This is a genomic window from Cupriavidus sp. CER-90, assembly GCF_057652055.1.
Map to the genome: position 1 here is coordinate 1814179 of NZ_JBYGYM010000001.1, position 23694 is coordinate 1837872.

The 23694-nt window shown below is 68.1% G+C and carries 15 protein-coding genes; 2 read left to right on the forward strand and 13 right to left on the reverse strand.

Annotated elements, in window-relative coordinates; genetic code table 11:
- Positions 1-15: 15 nt before the first annotated feature.
- The 10 genes from poxB to AC24R4_RS08145 all read right to left on the reverse strand — a co-directional run bounded on the left by poxB (position 16) and on the right by AC24R4_RS08145 (position 15457).
- The gene (gene poxB / locus AC24R4_RS08100) at positions 16-1749 is read right to left on the reverse strand and encodes a ubiquinone-dependent pyruvate dehydrogenase (protein WP_400396383.1); all 1734 of its coding nucleotides are present in this window, start codon (positions 1747-1749) and stop codon (positions 16-18) included.
- A 136-nt stretch (positions 1750-1885) separates the two neighbouring features.
- Complete coding sequence (locus tag AC24R4_RS08105; protein WP_487522697.1) at positions 1886-7468, reverse strand: AAA family ATPase; 5583 nt, start codon at positions 7466-7468, stop codon at positions 1886-1888.
- Positions 7469-7507: 39 nt separating this feature from the next.
- Entirely contained in the window at positions 7508-7873 is a 366-nt protein-coding gene (locus AC24R4_RS08110; protein WP_487522698.1) for a response regulator transcription factor, read from the reverse strand.
- Between the two features lie 257 nt (positions 7874-8130).
- A complete protein-coding gene (locus AC24R4_RS08115; RefSeq protein WP_400394582.1) occupies positions 8131-9225 on the reverse strand; it encodes a porin in 1095 nt (364 codons plus the stop codon).
- Positions 9212-9490, reverse strand: a complete 279-nt coding sequence (locus AC24R4_RS08120) for a XapX domain-containing protein (RefSeq protein WP_400394581.1) — start codon at positions 9488-9490, stop codon at positions 9212-9214. Before AC24R4_RS08120 ends, AC24R4_RS08115 begins: the two co-directional genes overlap by 14 nt.
- Positions 9491-9552: 62 nt before the next feature.
- A complete protein-coding gene (locus AC24R4_RS08125; protein WP_400394579.1) occupies positions 9553-11169 on the reverse strand; it encodes an MFS transporter in 1617 nt (538 codons plus the stop codon).
- Positions 11166-11600, reverse strand: a complete 435-nt coding sequence (locus tag AC24R4_RS08130; RefSeq protein ID WP_400394578.1) for a DoxX family protein — start codon at positions 11598-11600, stop codon at positions 11166-11168. The genes AC24R4_RS08125 and AC24R4_RS08130 overlap by 4 nt, the downstream gene beginning before the upstream one ends.
- A 48-nt stretch (positions 11601-11648) precedes the next feature.
- The gene (locus tag AC24R4_RS08135; RefSeq protein WP_400394576.1) at positions 11649-13520 is read right to left on the reverse strand and encodes an amidohydrolase; all 1872 of its coding nucleotides are present in this window, start codon (positions 13518-13520) and stop codon (positions 11649-11651) included.
- Positions 13521-13608: 88 nt separating this feature from the next.
- Positions 13609-14523 carry an alpha/beta fold hydrolase gene (locus AC24R4_RS08140; protein WP_400394584.1) on the reverse strand — a complete coding sequence of 305 codons (915 nt, stop codon included), beginning with the start codon at positions 14521-14523 and terminating at the stop codon, positions 13609-13611.
- A gap of 247 nt (positions 14524-14770) precedes the next feature.
- Positions 14771-15457 carry a hydrolase gene (locus tag AC24R4_RS08145; RefSeq protein WP_153947043.1) on the reverse strand — a complete coding sequence of 229 codons (687 nt, stop codon included), beginning with the start codon at positions 15455-15457 and terminating at the stop codon, positions 14771-14773.
- 594 nt (positions 15458-16051) lie between these two features.
- Here AC24R4_RS08145 and AC24R4_RS08150 point away from each other — a divergent pair.
- Positions 16052-16711: a response regulator transcription factor gene (locus AC24R4_RS08150; protein WP_487522699.1), complete on the forward strand. Its 660-nt coding sequence runs from the start codon at positions 16052-16054 to the stop codon at positions 16709-16711.
- A 67-nt stretch (positions 16712-16778) separates the two neighbouring features.
- Here AC24R4_RS08150 and AC24R4_RS08155 read toward each other — a convergent pair whose 3' ends face one another.
- A complete protein-coding gene (locus AC24R4_RS08155; RefSeq protein ID WP_400395139.1) occupies positions 16779-18032 on the reverse strand; it encodes an Hsp70 family protein in 1254 nt (417 codons plus the stop codon).
- 570 nt (positions 18033-18602) lie between these two features.
- On the opposite strand from AC24R4_RS08155, the gene panE reads away from it, so the two are divergent.
- Entirely contained in the window at positions 18603-19526 is a 924-nt protein-coding gene (gene panE, locus AC24R4_RS08160) for a 2-dehydropantoate 2-reductase (RefSeq protein ID WP_400395137.1), read from the forward strand.
- Positions 19527-19528: 2 nt separating this feature from the next.
- On the opposite strand, the gene AC24R4_RS08165 is transcribed toward panE, so the two are convergent.
- The gene (locus AC24R4_RS08165) at positions 19529-21664 is read right to left on the reverse strand and encodes a putative bifunctional diguanylate cyclase/phosphodiesterase (RefSeq protein ID WP_487522700.1); all 2136 of its coding nucleotides are present in this window, start codon (positions 21662-21664) and stop codon (positions 19529-19531) included.
- 339 nt (positions 21665-22003) lie between these two features.
- On the reverse strand, positions 22004-23581 hold the full coding sequence (locus AC24R4_RS08170) for an EAL domain-containing protein (RefSeq protein ID WP_487522701.1): 1578 nt from the start codon (positions 23579-23581) through the stop codon (positions 22004-22006).
- Positions 23582-23694: the final 113 nt, after the last annotated feature.

Genomic DNA, 23694 nt, shown 5'->3' on the forward strand with positions numbered 1-23694 from the left:
CGCGGCAGCGGGCGCCTAGCGCAGCAGGTTGGTTTTCGCCAGTTCGACCAGTTCGTCGGCGCGGCCGTTCATGACGGCTTTCAGGGCCCACAGGCTGAAACCCTTGACCTGTTCCGCCTTGAGCGCGGGCGGCATGGCCAGCTCCTGGGTGTTGGTCACGACGTCGAGCAGGGCCGGCCCATCGTGCGCCAGCATCGACGCAATGGCGTCCGGCAATAGCCGGGGGTCTTCCACGCGCTGCGCGTGCACGCCCACCGCGCGAGCCATGGCGGCGAAATCCGGGTTCTGCAGCGAGGTGCCGCTCTCCAGAAAGCCCGACGCCTTCATCTCCAGCGCCACGAAGCCCAGCACGCTGTTGTTGAAGATCACCACCTTGACCGACAGCCCTTGCTGCACGAGCGTGAGGAAGTCGCCCATCAGCATGGCAAAGCCACCGTCGCCGGACAGGCTCACCACCTGCCTGCCCGGAAAGGCGGCCTGCGCGCCGATGGCCTGCGGCAGTGCGTTGGCCATCGACCCGTGCGCCAGCGATCCGATCAGCCTGCGCCGGCCATTCATGTGCAGGTAGCGTGCCGCCCAGATGGTCGGCGTGCCCACGTCGAACGTGAAGATCGCGTCGTCGGCGGCCTGCTCGCTGATCAGCCGGGCCAGGTATTGCGGATGGATCGGGCGCCGGCCGCTGTCGCCGGTGGCCAGGTCGTCCAGCTGCTTGCGGGCGTCGCGGTAGTGGCGCACGCTCGCATCGAGGAAGGCGGTGTCGGCCTGCGGGGTCAGGCGCGGCTGCAGCGCGTCGAGCGTGGCGGCGACATCGCCCACGAGCCCGAGATCCAGCCGCGTGCGGCGCCCCAGATTCTCGGGCCGTACGTCGATCTGCACCACGCGCGCCCCTTCGGGATAGAACTGGCGATACGGGAAGTCGGTGCCCAGCATGACCAGCGTGTCGCAGTTCTGCATGGCGTGGTAGCCCGAACTGAAGCCGATCAGCCCCGTCATGCCGACGTCGTAGGGGTTGTCGTATTCGATGAACTCCTTGCCGCCCAGCGCGTGCACCACCGGCGCCTTCAGTGTCTCGGCCAGCCGCACCACCTGGTCATGCGCGCCGGCGCAACCGCGCCCGCACAGCAGCGTGGTGCGCTGGCCGCCATGCAGCAGCGCGGCCAGTGCGTCCAGCGACGCGGCGTCGGGCACCACCACGGGCGCCGGCAGTGTCATCGACGCCGGTGCGGAGATCCCTGCCGTCGCAACGGCCCGCAGCGCCACGTCACCGGGAATGACGATGACCGCCACGCCTCGACGCCCCACGGCCGCGCGAATCGCGGTCTCCAGCACGCCGGGCAGCTGCTCCACGCTGGACACCAGTTCGCAATAGTGGCTGCATTCGCGGAACAGCTGCTCGGGATGCGTTTCCTGGAAATAGTTGCGGCCGATCTCGGCGCTTGGAATATGTGCGGCAATGGCCAGCACCGGCACGCGTGAGCGATGGCAATCGAACAGCCCGTTGATCAGGTGCAGGTTGCCCGGCCCGCAGCTGCCGGCGCACACGGCAAGGTTGCCGGTCAGGTGCGCCTCCGCGCCGGCCGCGAAGGCGGCGGTTTCCTCGTGCCGGGTGTGAATCCAGTCGATGTCGCCGCGCTGGCGCAGCGATTCGGTCAGTCCGTTGAGGCTGTCGCCAACGACGCCGAAGATGCGGCGAACGCCGGCGCCGTGCAGCACCGAGGTGATCAGATCGGCGGCATTTTCCGTGGCCATGCTGTGCTCCTTGTCCGGAAGGGATGCCTGTCAGATAAGCCAGGCAGCGAAAGATTCAACCTAGCCTACGTCGGGCCGATCCGCCAGCCTTGTATTCCAGTGGCCGCACTTTTGGATTCGCACGGTGCGCCGGGGGCTACTGCTGGCGCGGAATCGAGAAGGCAAAGCGGCTGCCGTGCGGCGCCAGCGCCTCGGCGCGCAACTGGCCGCGATGCGCTTCGACAATCGACTTGCAGATGGCCAGCCCCATGCCCATGCCGTTGACCTTGGTGGTGTAGAACGGCTCGAACACCTGCTCGGCAAGGTCCGGCCCGATGCCGGTGCCGGTGTCGGCCACGCTGACTTCCAGCCACTGGTCATCGACCAGGCGCGTGGCCAGGTGCAGCAAGCGTGGCCTGTCGTGGATCTCGCCCATGGCATCGATGGCGTTGACCACCAGGTTCAGGATCACCTGCTGCAACTGGATGTCGTCGCCAAAGGCATGCGCGGGTTCGGCATCGAGCGACAGTTTCAGCGCAATCTGCCGGCGCTCGATCTCGTTGCGCGAGATCGCCAGGATATGGCGGATGGCCTGGTGCATGTCCACCTGGGCCAGCACCGGCGCGGCGTTGCGCGTCAGCGCCTGCAAGCTCCGGATCATGTCGCCGGCCCGCTGGCCTTCGCTGCGGATCGCCTCCAGCCCTTCGCGCGCATTGGCGATGTCGGGCGTGGGCCGCGCCAGCCAGCGCAGGCTGGCGCCGGCATTCGACACGATCGACATCAGCGGCTGGTTCACCTCGTGCGCGATCGACGCGGTCAGCTGGCCCACCGTGGTGGCGCGCGCCACGCGGGCCAGGTCGGCCTGGGCGCTGCGCAGCGCGTCTTCGGCCTGGCGGCGCGCGGTGATGTCCGTCACCGTGCCCACATAGTCGAGTTCGCCATCGTCGCCGGGCAACGGCTTGCCGATGGCGGCCAGGTAGCGGATCGATCCGTCGGCCCGCACGATGCGGTGCTCCACGCGGACGGTGGCCTGCCGCGCGACATGGGTCTCGGTGACGTGCCGTACCATCTCGCGGTCCTCGGGATGCATGTGCGACAGGAAGACCGCGAACGGCAGGTCGTGCTGGTCGGGGTCGAGTTCGTAGATGCGGCGCAGTTCGTCCGAGCCCGTGAAGCGGTCGCGCTTCAGGTCCCAGCGCCAGCTGCCCGTGTGGCTGACACTTTCGCCCATGGCCAGCGACGCCTCGCTGGCGCGCAGCTCGCGCTCCACCTGCTGGCGGCGTTCGTTTTCGGCCAGCAGGTCGTCGTAAAGCCGTGCCGTGCGCAGCGAGATGGCCGCCTGCGAGGCGATCAGCTCCAGCACGCGCGTGCGGTCCAGCGTGAAGGCGTCGCGCACCAGACGGTTTTCCAGGTAGAGCGCGCCGATGGCCTCGTTGTGGCGCAGCATCGGAATGCACAGCGCGGAGATATCCGCCATGCCCGCCAGTTCCGCCAGTTCCGCCGGCTCCGCCGGGTTGCCGGCCCGCCCGAAATACGGGTCGGTCGCAAACGGGTTGGCGCCGACCGACGTGCCGGCCATGGCGGCCTGTCCCGTGCGCACCGCCGTATGGAGCATGGTCACGGCCAGTGCGCTGGCGGTGACCGGGTCTTGCGTGACGCGCACATGAATGCCATCGGCCGTGGTGTCCGCGCTGGCCTCGACGACCGGCCCTTCGGGGCGCATGCGGATCAGCAGGCCGCGTTGGGCGCCGGCGTATTCGAGCACGATCGTCATCAGCTTGTCGATCAGGCGGTCGAGACGGATTTCCTCGCTCAGTGCCCGGGATGCCTTGATCACGCTCTCGGCATCGAGCGTCTGCGCGCTAGTGCCCAGATGCCAGGTACGCAGCGGCGTGGCCTCCACGATCTCCGGATGGTCGGATTCCAGTTGCCGTGCCTTCCCGACGGCGCCCCAGCGCAGGTACGCGTCGCGCGCATGGCGGCGATGCGCGGCGGCCGCCGATGCCAGCCCATGCGCGTCGCCGAGCCGCGCCGCGCGCTCGTGCGCCATGGCCGCGACCTGCACGAAGCCGTGCGCGGTGGCATGGGCGATGGACTGTTCGTAGCGCGACATGGCCGTCAATGCGTCGCCTTCCAGCCGGGCCAGCTCGGCTTCCACCAGCAGCGCCTTGTCGGCGAACGTCAATGGGTTGGCCTGGGCCCAGTCGCGCAGCTTGCGGGCGTCGGCACGCAGCATCTGCCAGGCTGCCGCCTCGGGCGCGGCCGGCGATGCGTCGAGCCGGGCGGCAAGCGTCAGCGCACGCATCAGGTGGAAGTCGCGCTGATGGATATGGGCCGGCGCCGACCATGCGAACGTGGCCGCGTGGTCGAGACACCGCGCGGCCGCATCGACGTGGCCGGCCAGCAGCAGCACGTTCGACCGATACACGGCCTGCCAGAACTCGAACGTGCTGAGGCGTTCCTCGGCGGGCGCCTGATCCGTCGGCACGCCGGCGGCCTGCCACGCGAGCGTCCGCAGCCCGTCGACAAACCGTTGTTGCAGCCGCAGGATGGCCTCCACGTCGCCGAACCGGGCGGCGCGTACGAACTGCAGGCCGCGCGCGATTTCGGCCTCGACATCGTCGAGCGGATCGCTCCGCGCCAGCATGACGGCCACGACATGACAGCACGCATAGCAGGCCGTGGTGATGTCGCCGTGCGCCACGCCCGCGGCAAAGCCGGCCCGTGCGCACTCGATCGAATAGGACAGCGGCTGGGTCCACACGCTGAGCTGGTCCAGCGGCAACAGGGTACGCGCTTCGTGCGCGGCGTAGCCGTGACGCGTGGTCAGCCGCCGCGCCAGTTCGCCGTAGCGAAAGCCGTCGTGGTATGCGCCATAGCGGTGGCACACCAGCACGCCGAGCCAGCCCAGCGACGCGGTGGCCGATGCGCTCATGCCATGCGCCAGCGTGAGCCGCATCATCTGGCACAGCGTGGCGAACGCCAGGTTCGGGTCCGTGAAGCTGGCCGGGATCTGCAGCGCCGACAGCAGGCCCATGGCGGCGTCGATGCGGGCGTCGGCCACATCCGGCAGGGCAAGCAGGGCGTCGAGGCGCGTGGCGTCGAGCTGCGGCCGGATCTCGGCATACAGCGCATCGCACAGCGCATCGGAGGGATGCGGCGGCAGGTCGATGCCGAAGCCATGCAGCCCCTCGAGGGCCTGCTGTACCGCCAGTGCATTCTCGGACCGTCGCATGTGAATTTCGATCTTCAGCCGGTATACGCCGGTCTGCCGCAAGGGGCCGGTCGGCCGTTGGAGCAGTTCGGCGGCCAGCGCCAGCGCCTCGTCGAGCCGGCCTTGCAGGAACCAGCAGTGGGCCTGTTCCTCGCGCAGCGAGAACACCAGCCCGTCGGCGGCAGCGGATGGCATGCCCGGCCCGCACGCGCGGCGCAGGCCGCTGTCGATGTACTGCAGCGCCGCGGCGTAGGCGGCCGTGCTGCGAGCGCGCCGCGCGGCGTCCAGAAACAGCGTGGCGATCGCACGGGCGTCGTCGATCGACGTCTGCTGCGTCTCGCCGTGCATCAGCAGGTCTGCGGCACGGAACATCAGGTCGTCGGCCCCACCGTGCCGGGTCGATTGCGCGAGCAGGCGTCCTGCACGCAGGCTGAGCCGCGCGCGAGCGGTCGCGTCGAGGCCGTCGTGTGCGGCTTCCTGGATGCGGTCGTGCGTGAAGAAGTACGCCTGCTCGGCCAGCATCAGCAGCCCTGCGGCGCGCGCCGGCGCCAGCCGGGCATGCAGTGCGCGTTCGGACAGGTCGAAGATGTCGCACAGCAGCGCGACCGGAGTATGGCTGCCTAGGCACGCCATGCCGCGCAGGCAGTCGCGGGTTTCCGCCGGCAGCCGGTGCAGCCGCTGGAGGCACAGTTCGGCCACGTTGTCGGTGTAGCTGCGCTGCTCGATGGCCACCAGGTCGAAATGCCAGCTGTCGCCCTGGGGCGAGCAGTGGATCAGCCGTTCGTCGGCCAGCGTGCGCAGGAACTGCCTGACGAAGAACGGGTTGCCCAGCGTCTTGGCGTGGACGCGCTGCGCCAGGGTCTGCACGGCCGGCTCGGGCATGCGCAGGGCCTCGGCGAGCAACGTGGCGACCGATGCCACCGACAGGTTGGGCACGGCGATGTCCCGCACGGCGGCCTGCTGGCGCAGTGCGGCCAGCGGCGACGCGTCAGCGGTGCGCGCGCTGCAGACCAGCAGCAGGGGCAGCGGCGTCGAGGCATCGGCCAGGCGTGCCAGAAGCTGCAGCGACGGCTGGTCGAGCCACTGGATATCGTCGATCAGCAGCACGAAGGGCAGGTCTGCCTGCGCAAGCGCCTGCACCAGCTGGCGCATGGCGATGCCGACGTGCACATCGGCATCGGCGCCTTGCGCGGCGGGCGGCGCCGGAAAATCGTCCACCAGCAGTCGCAAGGCCGGCGCGATGCGCGCCGCAACCTGCCCGTAGCTGCCCAGGCCCTGCGCCAGCCGCAGTTGCCACATCCGCACCGCCTCTTCAGGCAGGCCGAGGATCTGATGAACCAGCATGCGGAAGGCATCGGCCAGGACGGCGTAGGGCACGGCCTGGCGTGACGGGTCCGCCTTGCCAATCGCGCAGCACGCGCGCCGAGCCTGCATGGTCTGGAGGAAGGCCTGCGTCAGCGTGCTCTTGCCCGCCCCCGATGGCCCGGTCAGCACCGCCACGGCCGGTATTCCACTGGCCTGCACGCTGGCGAACGCGTCGGTCAGGGCGGCAAGTTCGCCATTGCGCTCGTAAAGGCTGTCCGGCAGCGCCAGATCGGCGGAGATGTCGCGCTCGCCGGTTTCGAACGGTTCGATATGGCCATGCGAATGCCATGCGTCGACGCACCGGGTCAGGTCGGCGTGCAGTCCTGCGGCGGTCTGGTAGCGGCGCGACGGGCTCTTTTCGAGCAGCTTGAGCACGATTCGCGAGAGCATGGACGGCACGCCGGGTGCGATGGCATCCGGCGGCAGCGCCGTGCCGGCGACGTGGCCGTGAATCCATTCGCCAAGGTCGTCCGGGTTCCTGACGCCAAACGGCAATTGCCCGGTCAGCAACTGGTAGACGATGACACCCAGCGCGTAGAGATCGCTGCGTGCGTCGATGGCATGCCGGGTGCGCCCCGTATGCTCGGGCGACATGTACGCCGGGGCTTCGCCTGCCAGCATGGTCAGGACGGGGCGGTCGGCGTCGGGCTGCGAGGCGTGGATGGCAAAGCCGAAGCGGCCGATCCGGCAGCGTCCCGCGTCATCGACGAACAGGCTGCACGGTGTGATGGCCCGATGCACGAGACCGCACTCGTGTACGGCCTTCAGCGCCGCGCTGGCACCCAGCGCGATCGACAGCACCTGCGCCACGGGCAGACGCCGGCCTGCCAGGGCGGATACCGGCGTGCCGGCGTGGTCGTCGTAGACGGCCGCCACGCCCTGGCGGTAGCGCGTGAGCGTGCGCGGCACCAGCGCCCATTCCGCGCGCAGCAGTCCGCGCAGTGCGAATTCGGTCTCGATGCGCCGCGCGGCATCGGGCTCCGCGCGCGGGGACGCCGCGTGTGCCAGCATCAGCGTGCTGCCGGTGCGGGCATGCACGCCGCGCGAGAGCGCCACGATGCCATCCTGCACGCAGGCCTCGAAGCGGTATTCCGACAGGGGGAGCGTGTCTTGCGGGCCGTTCCGAAGGTGAGTCGGCGGGCGGGATGCGTCGGTCGTCATGGGGCGGCGCCGGAGAAAAAAGGAGACCTGGGAGCGAACCTAGTTTCCGGGGCGGATCTGCAAGGCGTCCTCGATGCAGCCGATGATATCCGTATCCTGAAAGGGCTTGTTCAGGAAACAGGCCGCGCCGGCGTCGCGGGCACGCTGTTCGTAGCCTTCCTGTGCGAAGGCGGTCATGAAGATGACGGGCATCCTGTGCCCGCGGGCGCGCAGCGCCTCGCACAGGGCGAAGCCGTTCATGCCGGGCATCTGCACGTCGGTGATGACGCAGTCGATGCCGGCGATCGATGCGGATGCCAGCAGTTCCGGGCCGCCGCCATAGAGTTCCGCGGTCATGTCCAGCGAGCGCACCAGTCTGCCCATGGCATGCCGGACGGAGGCGTCGTCGTCGACAATGGCAATCACGGGGGTGGCAGTCACACGGAATCCTTGAGAAGTCTGGAGCGGTGACAGGGGCCACCGCTCGCGCACAGCATAATCCCGCCGGGCCATGCTCGACATCATACGGTGGTATTGCCGGTGTGCCGCCGACAGCGGAAGCCGGCGCAGCAACCATGATCCGCGCGGAAACCCACAAGGATATTCGCTTCGGCCCCGCTCCGCCACGAATCGGAGCGAACCCATACCAAGGTATGAGTGACGCCCCGTGCGTGGCATCCGCCTCAGAAGTTGTGCCGCATGCCCAGGGCGAACGTCTGCGGGTCGGCCCCGGCACTGACGCCCAGTTCGTTGATCGCGAAGTCGTAGACCGCATTCTTCTTGTTGTTGATGCGGCTGTAGAAGACGAACAGCGCCGTGCGTTTGGACAGCGGATAGTCGTAGCCGACCGTGAACTGCGTGGCGCCGGTCTCCGGGCCGCTGCGGAAAAAGCCGATCGTATCGGTGGACGACCCCGTGCCGTTGGCGGCCAGCGCAACGCCCAGCCGCACGCTGCCCGGGCCCAGCTGCTGCACCAGCGACGCATAGTAGCCGTTGCGCTGCAGGTCGCCGGTGTCGGTGCGGTAGTGCAGATGTTCGTAGAGCGCCGAAATGCGCGTGCCCTTGAACAGCTGGTAGGCCACGCCGACCTTCAGCGCATCGTCGTTGCGCCCGGCGGCCTGGTAATGCTGGTGGATCTCGTAGGCCAGCGTGGCGTTCAGCGGCCCCTGGTCGTAGACCACGGCGGCCGAATACAGCGCCGGGTTGCGCGCGACCGTGTTTTTCTCCTCCGGCAGGCCCCAGCCCAGCCAGAGGCTGACGCCGGCCAGCTGCGGCGTGCGGTACTGCAGGATGTTCTTCTGGCGCCGGTCGAACGAGCTGGTGTCCTGCACGTTGTCGGAGCTGGACGTCGAACCGTTGCCGATCAGCGCCATGTAGCCGGCCGTGGTCGGATAGTACGGGTCGTACGCCATGGTCGACTCGGTATAGGGCGTATGCCAGTGCCCCATGAACAGCAGGCCGTAGTCGCCCTGCAGGCCGATGCGCGAATTGCGCGTGGCAATGCCGCCCTGGCCGTTGTCGATCGACAGGTTGCTTTCGATCTGCCAGACGGCCTTGAGGGAACCGCCCAGCCCTTCCTCGCCGCGCAGGCCCCATACCGAGCGGTAGTTGGTCTGGCGGACCACGCTGCCCAGCGACGTGCCATCGGTGGCCGTGCTGGCGCGCGCGTATTCGATGGCGGTGTTGAGCCGGCCGTAGATCGTCACGGAGTCGGCCGCCAGCGCCGAGGCGGGCGCCGCCAGCGCCGCCAGCAACGCCAGCCCGTCAGTGCGCCGCATCGGTCTTTTCATCGGTCTTTGCCGTCAGCGTGGCCGGTCCGGGTGTGCCGGTGATCTTCGGCACGCACTCGGAATGGAACCACGAGAGGGTCACGGGCTCGCCGGCGATCATGCGCTTGATCGGCGGCACCACCTGTTCGCCGATCAGCATGCCCAGCAGGCCGATCAGCGCCACGGCCGGCGGCGCGGGCGAGCGCACCTGCATCAGGGCATAGATGATGCCGACCAGGATGCCGGCGCCAAGAGAGACAAGATAGATCTTCATGATGGTCTCGCAATACAACAACACAACAACACAACAACAAGATAGAACGGCAGATGCCGGGATCAGCGCGTGGCGCCCGGCAGCCCCACGCCCAGCAGGTGCCGCACGCGCGGCGGCTCGCTGGCCACATGGAACCGGGCCACGTCGCGCTGCAGGTCGGCATCGGCATTCGGCACGCGCCGATGCTGGCGCAGGTGTTCGGCCCACGACTCGACCAGGAACCATTCGGTCAGCAGTTCCGGGTTGGCCGGGTCCTCCATGACGCCCCAGTTGAAGGCGCCGTCGCGCAGGCGTTCCTCGGACAGGTGATGGACAGCGCGCAGGAACGCATCGCGGTTGGCCGCCGGAATGCAGTATTCGATCAGGATCATCACCGGCCCGCGATCGTGGGCGATGTCGTCGGCCATCTCGGGTTCGGGCCAGTGATGCGCCGGCCCGAGGTCTTCCTCGCCGCGCGGCAGGCGGATGCGGTTCAGCAGCAGTGCCGCCACGACCAGGCCCGCGCCGGCAATCAGCAGCGCGTGCGGTGTGCCCAGTGCCTGGGCCACAAAGCCCCACAGCAGGCTGCCGCCGGCCAGCGCGCCGTTGAATACCATCTGGTAGACGGCCAGCGCACGGCCGCGCACCCAGTTCGGCAGGATGGCCTGTGCCGCGCCGCCCAGCGTGGTCAGCGCCAGGATCCACGCCGCGCCCAGTACCAGCAGCAGTGGCAGCGCCAGCCAGACCGGCGGGGCGAACGACAGCCCGGCCATGACCACGGCGGTGGCGATGGCGGACACCAGGATCACGCCATCGCCATCCAGGCGCTTCTGCAGCGTGGGCATCGACAGCGCGCCCAGGATGGCGCCTGCGCCCACCGCGCCCAGCAGCACACCGTACAGCCCGGCACCGCCGTGCAGCAGTTGTTTGGCCACCAGCGGCAGCAGCGCCCAGACGCTGCTGCCAAACGCGAAATGCACGGCGGCACGCAGCAGTACGATATGAAGCTTGCTATGGGCCCGCGTGAAGCGCAGCCCGGCGCGGAACGCGCTGAAGAAATGCTCGCGCAGCGGATCGCTCGGCTGCACGGGGCGCTTCCACCAGATCAGCGCGCCGATCACGAACACATAGCTGATCAGATCGGCACAGTAGGTGGCGGCCGCGCCGAACCCGGCCAGCAGCAGGCCGCCCATGGCCGGGCCGATGGCGCGCGCGATATTGACGCCCAGGCCGTTCAGGGCCACGGCCTGGCGCAGCGTATTCGCCGGCACCAGTTCGGGCACGATGGACTGCCAGGTGGGCCCCATCATCGCCGCGCCGATGCCGCCGGCAAACGCCAGCGCAATCAGGATCTCGATCGTCAACCCGTTCTGCCACGACAGGAAGGCCAGCGAACCGCTGACCGCTGCCAGTGCGATCTGGATCACGATCAGGAAGCGGCGGCGGTCCAGGATATCGGACAGCACGCCCGCCGGAATGGCGAGCAGGAAGACCGGCAGCGTGGCCGCCGCCTGGATGGTGGCAACTGCGGCCGGCGACGACGACAGGTCGGTGGCCAGCCACGCACTGGCCACATCGCGCATGAAGCTGCCGATGTTGCCGAGGATCGTGGCCACCCAGAGGACGGCGAACGTCGACTGGGCCAGCGGCGCGAACGAGCCGGACGACCTGGCCGTGGAGGGTGCGGCAGCCTGTGTCATGCGCGGCCCCGCGTGCGCAGGTCGTGCCAGGCGACCAGCAGGAAGCCGCCCACCAGGCCCAGGTGCTCGAAGAACGCATTCATCAGCATGAAGTAGGCATCGGGCGGGGCGCTCCAGAAGCGGTTGGCCATGAAGGTGGCGGCCAGCGTGAAGGCGGCCAGCGCCAGCGCGCCAACCCAGCGGTACACGCCGAGCAGGATCATGGCCGGCGCAGCCAGTTCCAGTGCGATCGTGGCCGCCGCCATCGGCACGGCGGGGCTCAGGCCAAAGTGCTGCATCTCGGCCACCGCGCCCGAGAAGTCGAACAGCTTGACGAGCCCGCCTTGCAGGTACGCCGCGCACAGCAGCAGCAGGGCGATCCAGTGCATCCAGCGTGGCAGCCGGTGCGTGGTGTCGCCAGCCGCCGCCAGCGGGGAAGAGGGATAGGGCATGACGGGTCTCCGGTTCGATGCGATGCGGATGGCGGGATGCAGCCGGCGTCAGAACGCCCAGCAGGAGCAGCCCAGGGCGCCCCAGAAGCTGCTTTCGTCCGATGTCGGCACGCTGGACGTCCACGCTTTGGCATGCGCGTGGCCGTGCACGCCGCACGAACTGGCGCAGCCGCAGGCGGTGTTCATCGCCAGCTGCTTGGCCTTGGCCGTCGGGCGCGGCTGGTACTGGCTGCCATGGCGGGCTGGCGACCAGTCCGGCATGGCCGGCGGAATGTCGGGCGAATGGGTGCCGAACTCGTTGTCGCCGTAGACCACCTTGCCGCCCAGCACCGTCATCACGGACGTGATGTCCTGGATGTCGTCGCCCGGCACGGCGAAGTAGTCGGCCGACAGCACGGCCAGGTCGGCCAGCTGGCCAGCCTTGATCTGGCCCTTCTTGCCTTCTTCGGACGAGAACCACGTGTTGGCTTCGGTCCACAGGCGCAGCGCCGTCTCGCGGTCGAGCAGGTTGGCTTGCGGATACATCGACATGCCGCCCACGGTCTTGCCGGTGGTCAGCCAGTACAGCGACACCCACGGGTTGTACGACGCGACGCGCGTGGCATCGGTGCCGGCGCCAACCTTGACGCCCTTTTCCAGCATCTTCTTGATCGGCGGCGTGGCTTCGGCAGCCTTCGCGCCGTAGCGTTCGACGAAATACTCGCCCTGGTAGGCCATGCGGTGCTGCACCGCAATGCCGCCGCCCAGTGCCGCGATGCGGTCGATGTTGCGGTCGGAGATCGTTTCGGCGTGGTCGAAGAACCAGTTCAGGCCGTTGAACGGCACGTCCTTGGCCACCTTCTCGTAGACATCCAGCGCGCGGTCGATGGTCTGGTCGTACGTGGCGTGCAGGCGCCAAGGCCAGCGTTTTTCCGCCAGCAGGCGGATCACCGGCTCCAGGTCGGCTTCCATCGACGGCGGCATGTCAGGGCGCTCGACGCGGAAGTCCTCGAAGTCGGCGGCCGTGTAGACCAGCATTTCGCCGGCGCCGTTGTGGCGGTACAGGTCGTCGCCCTGGCCCGGCTTCACCGTGGAAGTCCAGGTCTTGAAGTCGCTCAGTTCTTCCTTGGGCTTCTGCGTGAACAGGTTGTAGGCCAGACGTACCGTGAGGTTGCCCTCCTTGTGGAGCTCTTCGATGACGTTGTAGTCCTCGGGGTAGTTCTGGTAGCCGCCGCCGGCATCGATCACGCCGGTCACGCCCAGGCGGTTCACTTCGCGCATGAAATGGCGCGTGGAGTTCTTCTGGTACTCGGGCGGCAGCTTCGGACCCTTGGCCAGCGTGGCGTACAGGATGGTCGCGTTGGGCTTGGCCAGCAGCAGGCCGGTGGGATTGCCGCCCTTGTCGCGGATGATCTCGCCGCCCGGCGGGTTCGGGGTGTCCTTGTTGTAGCCCACGGCGCGCAGCGCGGCGCCGTTCAGGATGGCGCGGTCGTACAGGTGCAGGATGAACACCGGCGTATCGGGCGCCGCGGCGTTCAGTTCCTCGATGGTCGGCAGGCGCTTTTCGACGAACTGGTGCTCGGTGAAGCCGCCGACCACGCGCACCCATTGCGGCGCGGGCGTGCGGGCGACCTGGTTCTTGAGCATGCGCATGGCGTCGGCCAGCGACCGCACGCCGTCCCAGCGCAGTTCCATGTTGTAGTTCAGGCCGCCACGAATGATGTGCATATGGCTGTCGATCAGCCCGGGAATGGCCCGCCGGCCATTCAGGTCGATCACTTTCGTCCTGGCAGCCGCGAGCTTCATGATCTCGTCGCGCGTGCCGACGCTGAGGAAGCGGCCGTCCTGGATGGCCACGGCGTCGGCTTGCGGGTTGGACTTGTCAAGGGTGGTGAACTTGCCGTTGACCAGGATGAGATCGGGAGTCGGGTTCGGTGACATGGCGAAAAGCTCCGAAGAGGCTGCCGCGCCGAGCGCGGCGGCCGAGGCGATGAATTGCCGGCGGGTGACTGACATGGTTTCAGGCGGCTCAGGCGTTCAGGAAGGCCAGCAGGTCGGCATTGACCTGGTTGGCGTTGATCACGCACATGCCGTGCGAAGCGCCGGGGTAGACCTTCAGCGTGGCGTTCTTGACGATCTTGGCCGACAGCTTGGCCGCGTTGTCGATCGGCACGATCTGGTCGTCGTCGCCGTGCAGGATCAGCGTGGGCACGTCGATCTTCTTCAGGTCCTCGGTGTAGTCCACTTCCGAGAACTCCTTGATGCACAGGTACTGGCCCAGGATGCCGCCGGCCATGCCCTGCGCCCAGAAGGCGTCGATGGTGCCCTGCGATACCTTGGCGTTGGGGCGGTTGAAGCCGAAGAACGGCGTGGCCAGGTCCTTGTAGAACTGCGAGCGGTTCTCGGCAACGCCCTTGCGGATGTTGTCGAACACTTCCAGCGGCAGGCCGTTCGGGTAGGCGGCGCTCTTGGCCATGGTCGGGGGCACGGCGCCGATCAGCACGGCCTTGGCCACGCGCTTCGTGCCGTGGCGGCCGATGTAGCGGGCCACTTCGCCGCCGCCGGTGGAGTGGCCAACCAGCGTGGCACCCTTGATGTCCAGCGCGTCGAGCACGGCGGCCAGGTCATCGGCGTACGTATTCATGTCGTTGCCCTGGGCCGGCTGGTCCGAGCGGCCATGGCCGCGACGGTCGTGGGCGATCACGCGGAAGCCCTTCTGCACCAGGAACAGCATCTGGGCGTCCCACGCGTCGGCGTCGAGCGGCCAGCCGTGCGAGAACACCACCGGACGGCCCGAGCCCCAGTCCTTGTAGAAGATGCGCGTGCCGTCCTTGGTGGTCACGTAGTGACCCTGCTTCGACTGGCGGCCTGCGGCCGGTGCGGCTTCCGCGGCGGCCGGCGTCAGCGCGGCCATCGATGCCACGGTGGCAGCGGCTGCGCCCATGGTGCTGCCAACCAGCAGCTTGCGACGCGACGCGTCGTGTTGTTCGGCCTGGGATTGGGGGGCGACGTTGGACATGAGATTTCCCTGCGAGAATGAGTTCAGATTGTTTGAGTTATCGGCCCGGCGCGCTTCCTGGTTTTTCGCCGGCCGTGCTGCGATGGAGTGAACTTTAGCGGCGCGAATGCGGTGACTGCCGCACTCGCGCTGTACATTTCATTCAAATAAATTGAATGCTGATGGCGCGCGGTTAGCGGGCCGGCACCGGCGCGATGGATTCATGCGGCGTGCCGGTGCGCTGGGCGGCCTTGTGGACCATCGTGTAGGCGTAGTCCACGCCCATGCCGTAGGCGCCCGAGTGTTCCTTGACGAGCTTCATCACGGCGTCGTAGGTGTCGCGGTGCGCCCAGTCGCGCTGCCATTCCAGCAGCACCTGCTGCCAGGTCACGGGCACGGCGCCGGCCTGCACCATGCGCTGCATGGCGTAGTCGTGGGCTTCCTTGGTGGTGCCGCCCGAGGCGTCGGCCACCATGTAGATCTCGTAGTCGCCTTCCAGCATGGCGCACAGGGCGAAGGTGGTGTTGCAGACTTCGGTCCACAGACCCGCCACCACCACCTTCTTGCGGCCGTTGGCCTTCAGGGCGTCACGCACCTTCTGGTCGTCCCAGGAATTCATCGACGTGCGTTCCAGCGTCTTGGCATTCGGAAACACGTCGAGGATTTCCGGGTACGTGTAGCCCGAGAACGATTCGCTTTCGACGGTGGTGATGGTGGTCGGCACGTTGAAGATCTTCGCGGCCTTGGCCAGGCCCACCACGTTGTTCTTCAGCGCCTGGCGGTCCATCGATTGCACGCCGAAGGCCATCTGCGGCTGGTGGTCGATGATGATCAGCTGGCTGTTCTGCGGGGTCAGTACTTCGAGCTTCGGGTTCGACATGATGAAAATTCCTTGAAACGAAGGTTGGGGCTGGGCGCGGACGGCGCAGCGTGCGCTGGCCCGTCCGGCACCGGGGTTGCATCGAAGTCGTCATGCCTGGGCACAGGCAAGATGCGACCCGACGCAAGACTAGACGGCACATGCGTCTGCAGCCATTGGCCCATCGTATTAGGCGATCGTGTCTACGGATTAGCGGTCCGCCGCGGCGTCCGCGAGCGAACTTGCAGGCGCCGGGCAGGCGCCGGGCAGGCGGCGACCGGCAGGCGTGCGATCACGCCAGTGGACAGGACTGGACATGGGCAACGGGGGGGGCGACGGGATAACAAGGCACGCGCAGGGTAGGCGGGCGCGTGCGGCCTGGCCATACCCACTTGGTATAGGTCTTGGCGGGGCCGCCGACAAGCAGGGTTTTGCGGGCCGTTTTGGCGGCGCTGTCCACTCAGCCAATGGTATGGGTGGCGAAGCGGCGCCCGCTGTGCTGAAATGCTGGGCGCGCCCCGGCCCATGTCGCCCCCGTGCGCGCGGATTTCGCCTGACTTGCCGCCCGTCGGGCGGCACCGCAACATGCCCTCAAGGACCTTGGAGAACAGAGCCGTGACATCCCAGAGCGGGGACCCTGCCGGTACGGGCGCCGACGACGACGCGATGGTGCTGATCGTCGATGACGACGCCATGCTGCGCGCCGGCCTGGGCAATCTGTTCCGTTCGGTGGGGATGCAGGCGGCGCTGTTCGGCTCGGCAGCCGAGCTGCTGGAATACCGCTTGCCTGATGTGCCGTGCTGCCTGGTGCTCGACGTGCGCCTGCGCGGCCCGAGCGGGCTCGACCTGCAGACCCGCCTGGCGCAGATGGGGGTGCATATCCCGATCATCTTCATGACCGGCTACGGCGATATCGCCATGACGGTGACCGCCATGAAGGCGGGCGCCGAGGATTTCATGGCCAAGCCGTTCCGCGACCAGGACCTGCTCGACGCCGTGTCGGCGGCCATCGAGAAGGACCGGCTGCGTCGCCGGGGCCTGCGCAAGGTGGAGGAGATTCGCGGCAATTACGCCACGCTGACGCCGCGCGAGGCGGAAGTCATGGGCATGGCCGTCTCGGGCCTGCTGAACAAGCAGATCGCCGGGGAAATCGGCATCAGCGAGGTGACGGTGAAGATCCACCGTGGCCAGGCCATGCGCAAGATGCGCGCCCGCACCTTTGCCGATCTGGTGCTGATGGCCCAGCAGATCGGCCTCTGCAAGGCCGAGCAGTAGGTCTCCATCGGTCGGCGGGCCGGCAGGCCGGTCTGCCAGCGTCCCCGGCGCGCGCCAGGGATCGGGCTCAGCCGAACTTGCGGGCCGCGTCCAGCGCCAGGCCTGAACCGATACCGCCAAACAGGTCGCCTTCCACGCGCCGCGCACCGGGCAGCAGCCGCGCCAGTTGCTCGCGCAGCATCGGTACGCTGCTGGAGCCCCCGGTGAACAGGATGGTATCCACCGCATCGGCCGGAACGCCGGCCGTTTTCAGCATGCCCTTTACGGTGCTGGCCGTCTTGTCGACCAGTTTCGAGATCGATTGGTCGAAATCGTCGCGCGTGACTTCCAGCGTGGTATCGGGCGCGATGCGCGCGAGGTCCATGGTGGTGAGCGGCGCCTCGGACAGCGCAATCTTGGCGGCCTCCACCTGGATCGCCAGCCAGTGTCCCGCGCGGTCCTTGATCAGGCGGATCAGGCGGTCCAGCTTCTCGGTTTCGGCGGCATCGCGATAGTTGTCCATCACGATGGCCCAGGCGCGGCGCGTATAGACCAGGTTGATCGTGTGCCAGCTGGCCAGGTCGAAATACTGGCCCGACGGCATCGCCTTGCCGTTGCGCAACTGGCTGTTCAGGCCCAGCATCGGCATGACGCTGGCCAGGCTCAGTGCGCGGTCGAAGTCGGTGCCGCCGATATGCACGCCGCCATTGGCCAGGATGTCCTCGCGGCGGTCGGCCTTCTTCGCGCGCTCGGGCGACAGGCGCACCAGCGAGAAGTCGGACGTACCGCCGCCGATGTCGGCCACCAGCACCAGTTCCTCGCTGCCGATGCTGGCCTCGTAGTCGAAGGCGGCCGCAATCGGCTCGTACTGGAAGGCGATGTCCTTGAAGCCCGCGTCGCGGGCAATCTCCGCCAGCGTGTCTTCGGCAAGCTGGTCGGCGGCGGCGTCCTCGTCGATGAAGTGAACGGGGCGCCCCAGCACCGCCGCGCTGAACTGGCGGCCGGCAGCGCGCTCGGCGCGGCCCTTCAGTTCGCCGATGAAGTGCGCCAGCAGCTTGCGGAACGGCATGGCCTGGCCCATGACCTCGGTGCTGTCGTCCATCATCGACGTGCCCAGCAGGCTCTTGAGCGACCGCATCATGCGGCCCTCGTAGCCGGCCAGGTAGTCGGCCAGCGCGGCGCGGCCGTAGCTGACGAGCGGATCCTCGGCGTGGAAGAAGATCACCGATGGCAGCGTGGACTTGTCGTCTTCCAGCGGCAGCAGCATGGGCGCGCCGGGACGCAACCAGCCGACGGTGGAATTGGACGTGCCGAAGTCGACGCCGCAAGCGTTTGAGATCATGGGAATGCAGGAGTTCAGGTACAGCAGGATGCAGGCGGCACGCTTGTCCGCAGCCATTTGGGGGGGCGGACCGGGTGCCGTTGCGTGGGGCGCTATTGTAGGGGTTTTCCTGGCATGGGGTGGAAACCCACAGCGCGGCATGCCATCGGGGATCACCCCATACGGGTTTGTGCCAACTGTTCTGCACACCGGCGTTGCAGTCTACTGAAGTCGCAGGTTGCAGTGTGACTGACCGGTTCGACACCACCGGCCAGCCGTTTGGAAAACCGACTGGAGACAATACCATGGTGACCAAGCAGGACGAATCACGCATTTTCCGCGAACTGGTGGCGCTGGCCACGCTGGAGGCACTGGGCGGCGCCATTGCACTAGGCTTCGTGTTCAATCTGCTCACATGACGCGACGCGACGAAGGGGGCCGCCACTGACGGCCCCTTGTCCGTTTCCGGCCGTGTTCGGCCCCTGGGCGGCCTGACCGGCAGGATCGGTGAGCCTCCCGGCAGCCTTGCCGGAACCCCACTAGAATGGCGCATCGCCCGGCAAGGTGCCGGGCCAGACCTGGGAGTCTAGGATGCGTATTCTGGTGGTCGGTGCCGGCGCGACGGGCGGCTATTTCGGAGCACGGCTGTTGCAGGCCGGGCGTGACGTGACCTTTCTGGTGCGCGCACGGCGGGCTGGGCAACTTGCCGAGCATGGGCTGCGCGTCAAGAGCCCGCACGGCGATTTGCATATCGCCAAGCCCCCTGTCGTTCTGCCGGAGCAGATCGCCGCGCCGTACGACGTGGTACTGCTGAGCTGCAAGGCCTATGACCTGGCCGGCGCCATGGATTCGATCACCCCGGCCGTGGGCCCGGACACCGTGATCGTGCCCCTGCTCAACGGCATGCGCCACCTGGACCAGCTCGATGCCCGCTTTGGCGCGGCCCGCGTGATGGGCGGCCGCTGCATGATTTCGAGCACGCTCGACGACCAGGGCACCATCCTGCATCTGTCGACATTCCACATCCTGTCGTTCGGCGAGCGCCCGTCGGGCAATAGCCCGCGCGCGCAGGCGCTGGCCGAAGTGTTCGGCAACGCGGGCTTCGACGTGCAACGCAGCGACGCGATGCTGCAGGACATGTGGGAAAAGTGGTTTTTCCTGGCCACGCTGGCGGCTTCCACCTGCCTGATGCGGGCCACCATCGGCGACATCCTTGCCGCGCCGCGTGGCCGCGAGACCATCGCGGCCCTGCTGGACGAATGCGCCGCCATCGCGGCGGCCAACGGCTATCCGGTGCGCGAGCCGGCGATGCAGCAAGCCAGGACCACGCTGTTCACGGAAGGCTCGCCGATCACGGCATCGATGCTGCGCGACGTGGAGCGCGGCGCCGCCATCGAATCGGACCAGATCGTCGGCGACCTGCTTGCACGCCGGGGCAGCACCGACGCGCCCACGCTCGCCATGGCACTGACCCATCTGAAGGCGTACGAGGCCCGCCGGGCGCGCGGCGGCTGACGTCAGGCCCCGCCGCCGTCGATGCTGGCTTCGCTGTTCGCGGTGGCCGTGGCCGTGCGCGCGCGCAACCAGGCCAGCAGCTCGGCTTCGGGCATCGGACGCGCCAGCAGGTAGCCTTGCATGGCATCGCAGCCGATGCCGATCAGCGTCTGCCGGTCGGCTTCGTGCTCCACGCCCTCGGCCACGACCTCGAAGCCGAACGAGCGCCCGAGATTGAGCACCGCACGCATCAGATCCTGGTTGCGGGGCGACTGCGCGATATCGGTGATGAAGCTGCGATCCACCTTCACGCATGCCGCGCCGAGCTGGCGCAGCGCCCCCAGGCCGGAATAGCCCACGCCGAAGTCGTCGAGCGCAATCGCCACGCCGGCCTTGGCCATGTTGGCCAGCTTGCCTTGCACGGCCACCACGTCGAGCGCCACTTCCTCGGTGATTTCCACGGTCAGCAGGCCCGGTTCGATCCGGCAGGCCTCCAGCGTCGACAGCAGCAGCTGGTCGATCTCGACCTGCGCCATTTCGCGTGGCGACAGGTTGATGGCAATGGGAATGCGTGGCCCGCCCTGGGCCCCGATGGCCTGGGAAAGGCGGCAGACCTTTGACAGCGTGGCGCGCAGCAAGGTCTCGGACAGGCCGGACGCCGCGGCCACCGACACCAGTTCCGGCGGCGGCACCCAGCCATGGCGCGCATGTTTCCAGCGGATCAGCGCCTCCAGGCTGCGCACCCGCGTGCCGCCTTCGGCAAAGATCGGCTGGAACCACACCTCCAGCGTGTCGTCGGCCAGCGCTCGCGGCAGGTCGCGTTCGATGTCGCGCTGCATCTGCAGGTGCCGGTGCAGGTCGTCGTCGAACACGTACACGCTGTTGCGGCCCGCCCGCTTGGCCGCGTAGAGTGCCGCGTCGGCGAACAGCAGCATGTCGTCCAGGCAGATGTCCGGCCCGCGGCAGATGCCGATGCTGATGCCCACCGCACAGAATTCGTAGCCGTCCAGCGGCTGGCGCACGGCCTCGATCAGCCGGGCGGCCAGCGTCGAGGGGCAATCCGCGTTGTCGATCGGGTCGTAGAGCAGCATGAACTCGTCGCCGCCCATGCGGCCCACCAGCATGGCGGGGCCGGCCACCGCCTCCAGGCGCCGCGCCACCTCGCGCAGCACGCCGTCGCCGGCCTTGTGGCCGAACGCGTCGTTGATGAGCTTGAAGCCGTCCAGGTCCAGCAGCAACAGGCAGTGCCGGCCGCTCAACCCGTTGGCAAAACGCTTGTTGGCCCGTGCGAAGAAGCCGCTGCGGCTCAGCAGGCCGGTCAGCGGGTCCAGGCTGGCGAGCGTCCACATTTCGTCGGCACGATTCACCGCATGGTCATGCGCGATACGCAGGGAATCCTGGATGGCAGTGGCCTCGTTCTTGAGCCGGATCGAATGCCGGATCTGCCGTTCGCTTTCCAGCGTGCCCCGGATGAGCGCGGCCAGGTAGAGCAGGGTGGTGGCGGCCAGCCAGTACCTGTCGAAATCGCCAAACAAGACCAGGCTGGCGGCCGCCGACAGCAGCGGTGGTGTGATGAAACAGAGCGGAATGGGCGCGTACGCAAAGCCGTGGGTCACCGCACCGGCCGTGATGCCGCAGACCACGGTCAGGTAGAACAGCGTCTGCGGCGACGTGTAGCCGTCGCACAGCACCGGAATGGCCGCCCATGTCAGGCCCGACAGCAGCGCCAGCGTGCAGTGGATGCGCAAGTGGCGTGCCACCGTGCGTGCCAGCCGGCCATCGTCCGGCCGTGTGATGCCGGGCGCCGGGCCCACGGGCACCTGGCACATCCAGATGCGCAGCACATTCCAGAGCAGCGACATCACGAACCACACCGCCGCCGTGGCGCCGCGCCCGGCGTGCCAGGCCACGGCCAGCACGCTCAGGCCCAGGATGATGTTGATCGGAATCGACAGCCGGACCGTGCGGCGCACGGCCAGCAGCTGGTCGTGGCGCGTCTGCCAGGGCAGGGCCGCCTCCACGGGATTGACCGGCCCGCTGGCCGCACCGCCGCCGCCGGTATGTCTGCCGAGGCTCCCGCCGAGGCTTCCGCCGTTCGCCCCGTCGGCGGCGCGCAGGCCGGCCAGCGCGGCGCCCTGCGCACGATCTGTTTGTGTCATCGATTCATGCCCGCCGCCGATCGCGTGCCCCGGGCGTTGTGCGCCTCAAGGCTGGATGGCGGTCTTCCGCGTCCTGACTACCCGGTTGCTGTTTTTCTGATGTGTGCCCTGCGCCGCGACGGTTGCCATCGTCGACGACAGGTTCATGAACCGTGGTGCCCGTCAAACTCCGCCATGCCGGCCCTGTCCCCGATGCCGGCAATGCGGAACCTTCGTTCCGTCAGGTGTTGATGGCTCAAGGCATGGTGGTGTGCTCGTCGATGGTGGATCGCACGCGCTCGCGCGGAAGGAAACGGCGAGTATAGGTGCAAACTGGCGCGCGGACGCCGGCATCGGCGCTCAGGCTTCGACGGCGGTGCCCGCGTGCTGTTGCCAGAACGCCAGGAATTCGGCCACCGGCATGGCCTTGCCGAACAGCCAGCCCTGGCCGTACTGCACGCCGCGTTGCCGTAGCGCCACGCGCTGGGCTTCGGTTTCGATGCCCTCGGCCACCATATCGATGTCCAGCGCACGGGCCATCCCGATGATATGGGGCCCGACCGACTTCGACGGGGCATCGGTCGTCATCGAACCGACAAAGGCCTTGTCGATCTTGATACCGTCCACGTCCAGGTCATGCAGATAGGCCAGGCTCGAATAGCCGGTGCCGAAGTCGTCGATCAGGATCGGGTGGCCGACCTTGCGGAAGGCCGCGATCATCTCGCGGCAGGCGGTGTCATTGGCAAAGCCGCGCTCGGTGACTTCGATCCAGATCTGCCCGGCGCGCACGCCGGCGCGCGCCAGTGCCGCGCTGATGGCGGGCAGCGTGTCCTGTGCGCGGAAGTCGTCCGGCGAAAGGTTGATCGATACATGCATGGCCGGATCGGCGGCCAGGTGCGGTCCCAGGTCTGCCAGCACGGCCTCGATCACGCACTTGGTGATGGCATGGATGGCACCCACCGATTCGGCCATCGGGATGAAGCGGTCGGGCAGCGACACCGAGCCGTCCGGCATGCGCCAGCGCACCAGCGCCTCGGCGCCGACGCAGTGCCCGTCGTCGAGCGCCATCACGGGCTGGTAGACCGCGAAGAACGCCTTGCGGCGGATGGCGTCCTGCAGCAGGTACGCGGGACTGCGCAGGCGCCGGCCCCAGCGCAGCATCAGCCAGGCGGCCAGCGCGCTGACCAGCAGCGCCACGGGCAGGCCGACGACCAGCAGTTGCCGCCAGGTGCCGGTCATCGCGTCGAGCGGCTCGTAGGCCACCACGGCGAATGGCAGGTGTTGCGACGGCTTGACGTCCAGATAGCGGTCCCGCCGCACCTTGCCGTCGAGGTTCTCGGCCCATGCGCGCTGCAGCGTGGCCGTATCGGTGTCGCCCCAGATCGCCACGGCCTTGCCCGATTGCGTGTCGATCATCCCAAGGCGAATCTGCGCGTCGAGCGGCACGATATCAATAAAGAACTGCGCGTCGACCACGGCGACGTGCCGGCCCACGCGAAACTGGACGGCCGGCGGCGGCTCCCCGGCGGCATCGATGCGATACACGGCCCGCAGCGCCGGCAGCGCGGTCCAGCGCGGGTTCTGGCCTTCGATGCTGCGCAGCGCCCCCGGCACCGATGACGACGCGCACAGCAGCTGCTCGCCATCGAGGAAGACGATCTGCCGTGCGTAGCGGTGATGGAGGTCGGCCTCGCGCATGGCGTCCAGATGGGCCTGGGTGCATGGCGTGCCGCCGAACTGGTCGGCCTGGCGGGCGGCTTCGACGGCATCGCGCGCCACCACTTCCACACGCAGCAGCGCACGTTCGGTGAAGGCGTCCACACGCTGGCGGAACAACTGCTCGGCCAGCTCGCGCGATACCCATGTGGTGAGCGCCACCGGGCCGCAGACGCCCAGCGCGATCGCGCAGAACATGAAGAGCCAGAGGCGCCGGGTCATGGGGTCAGGGTGGTTGGAGTGCGAGGCAGCATAGCAGAACGGTCTCCATGACATATCTGATATTGCGCATGCAGCGAACGGCTGTCGGGCTGCGGCGCGTCCGCCTCTGGCGG

Excerpts from the sequence above, each read along its gene's own strand:
- AC24R4_RS08170 (WP_487522701.1), bottom strand. The coding sequence starts at position 23,581 with ATGACCCGGCGCCTCTGGCTCTTCATGTTCTGCGCGATCGCGCTGGGC.
- AC24R4_RS08135 (WP_400394576.1), bottom strand. The coding sequence starts at position 13,520 with ATGTCACCGAACCCGACTCCCGATCTCATCCTGGTCAACGGCAAGTTC.
- AC24R4_RS08155 (WP_400395139.1), bottom strand. The coding sequence starts at position 18,032 with ATGATCTCAAACGCTTGCGGCGTCGACTTCGGCACGTCCAATTCCACC.
- AC24R4_RS08130 (WP_400394578.1), bottom strand. The coding sequence starts at position 11,600 with ATGCCCTATCCCTCTTCCCCGCTGGCGGCGGCTGGCGACACCACGCAC.
- AC24R4_RS08120 (WP_400394581.1), bottom strand. The coding sequence starts at position 9,490 with ATGAAGATCTATCTTGTCTCTCTTGGCGCCGGCATCCTGGTCGGCATC.
- panE (WP_400395137.1), top strand. The coding sequence starts at position 18,603 with ATGCGTATTCTGGTGGTCGGTGCCGGCGCGACGGGCGGCTATTTCGGA.
- AC24R4_RS08105 (WP_487522697.1), bottom strand. The coding sequence starts at position 7,468 with ATGACGACCGACGCATCCCGCCCGCCGACTCACCTTCGGAACGGCCCG.
- AC24R4_RS08115 (WP_400394582.1), bottom strand. The coding sequence starts at position 9,225 with ATGCGGCGCACTGACGGGCTGGCGTTGCTGGCGGCGCTGGCGGCGCCC.
- AC24R4_RS08165 (WP_487522700.1), bottom strand. The coding sequence starts at position 21,664 with ATGACACAAACAGATCGTGCGCAGGGCGCCGCGCTGGCCGGCCTGCGC.
- AC24R4_RS08140 (WP_400394584.1), bottom strand. The coding sequence starts at position 14,523 with ATGGGCGCAGCCGCTGCCACCGTGGCATCGATGGCCGCGCTGACGCCG.
- AC24R4_RS08145 (WP_153947043.1), bottom strand. The coding sequence starts at position 15,457 with ATGTCGAACCCGAAGCTCGAAGTACTGACCCCGCAGAACAGCCAGCTG.
- AC24R4_RS08125 (WP_400394579.1), bottom strand. The coding sequence starts at position 11,169 with ATGACACAGGCTGCCGCACCCTCCACGGCCAGGTCGTCCGGCTCGTTC.
- poxB (WP_400396383.1), bottom strand. The coding sequence starts at position 1,749 with ATGGCCACGGAAAATGCCGCCGATCTGATCACCTCGGTGCTGCACGGC.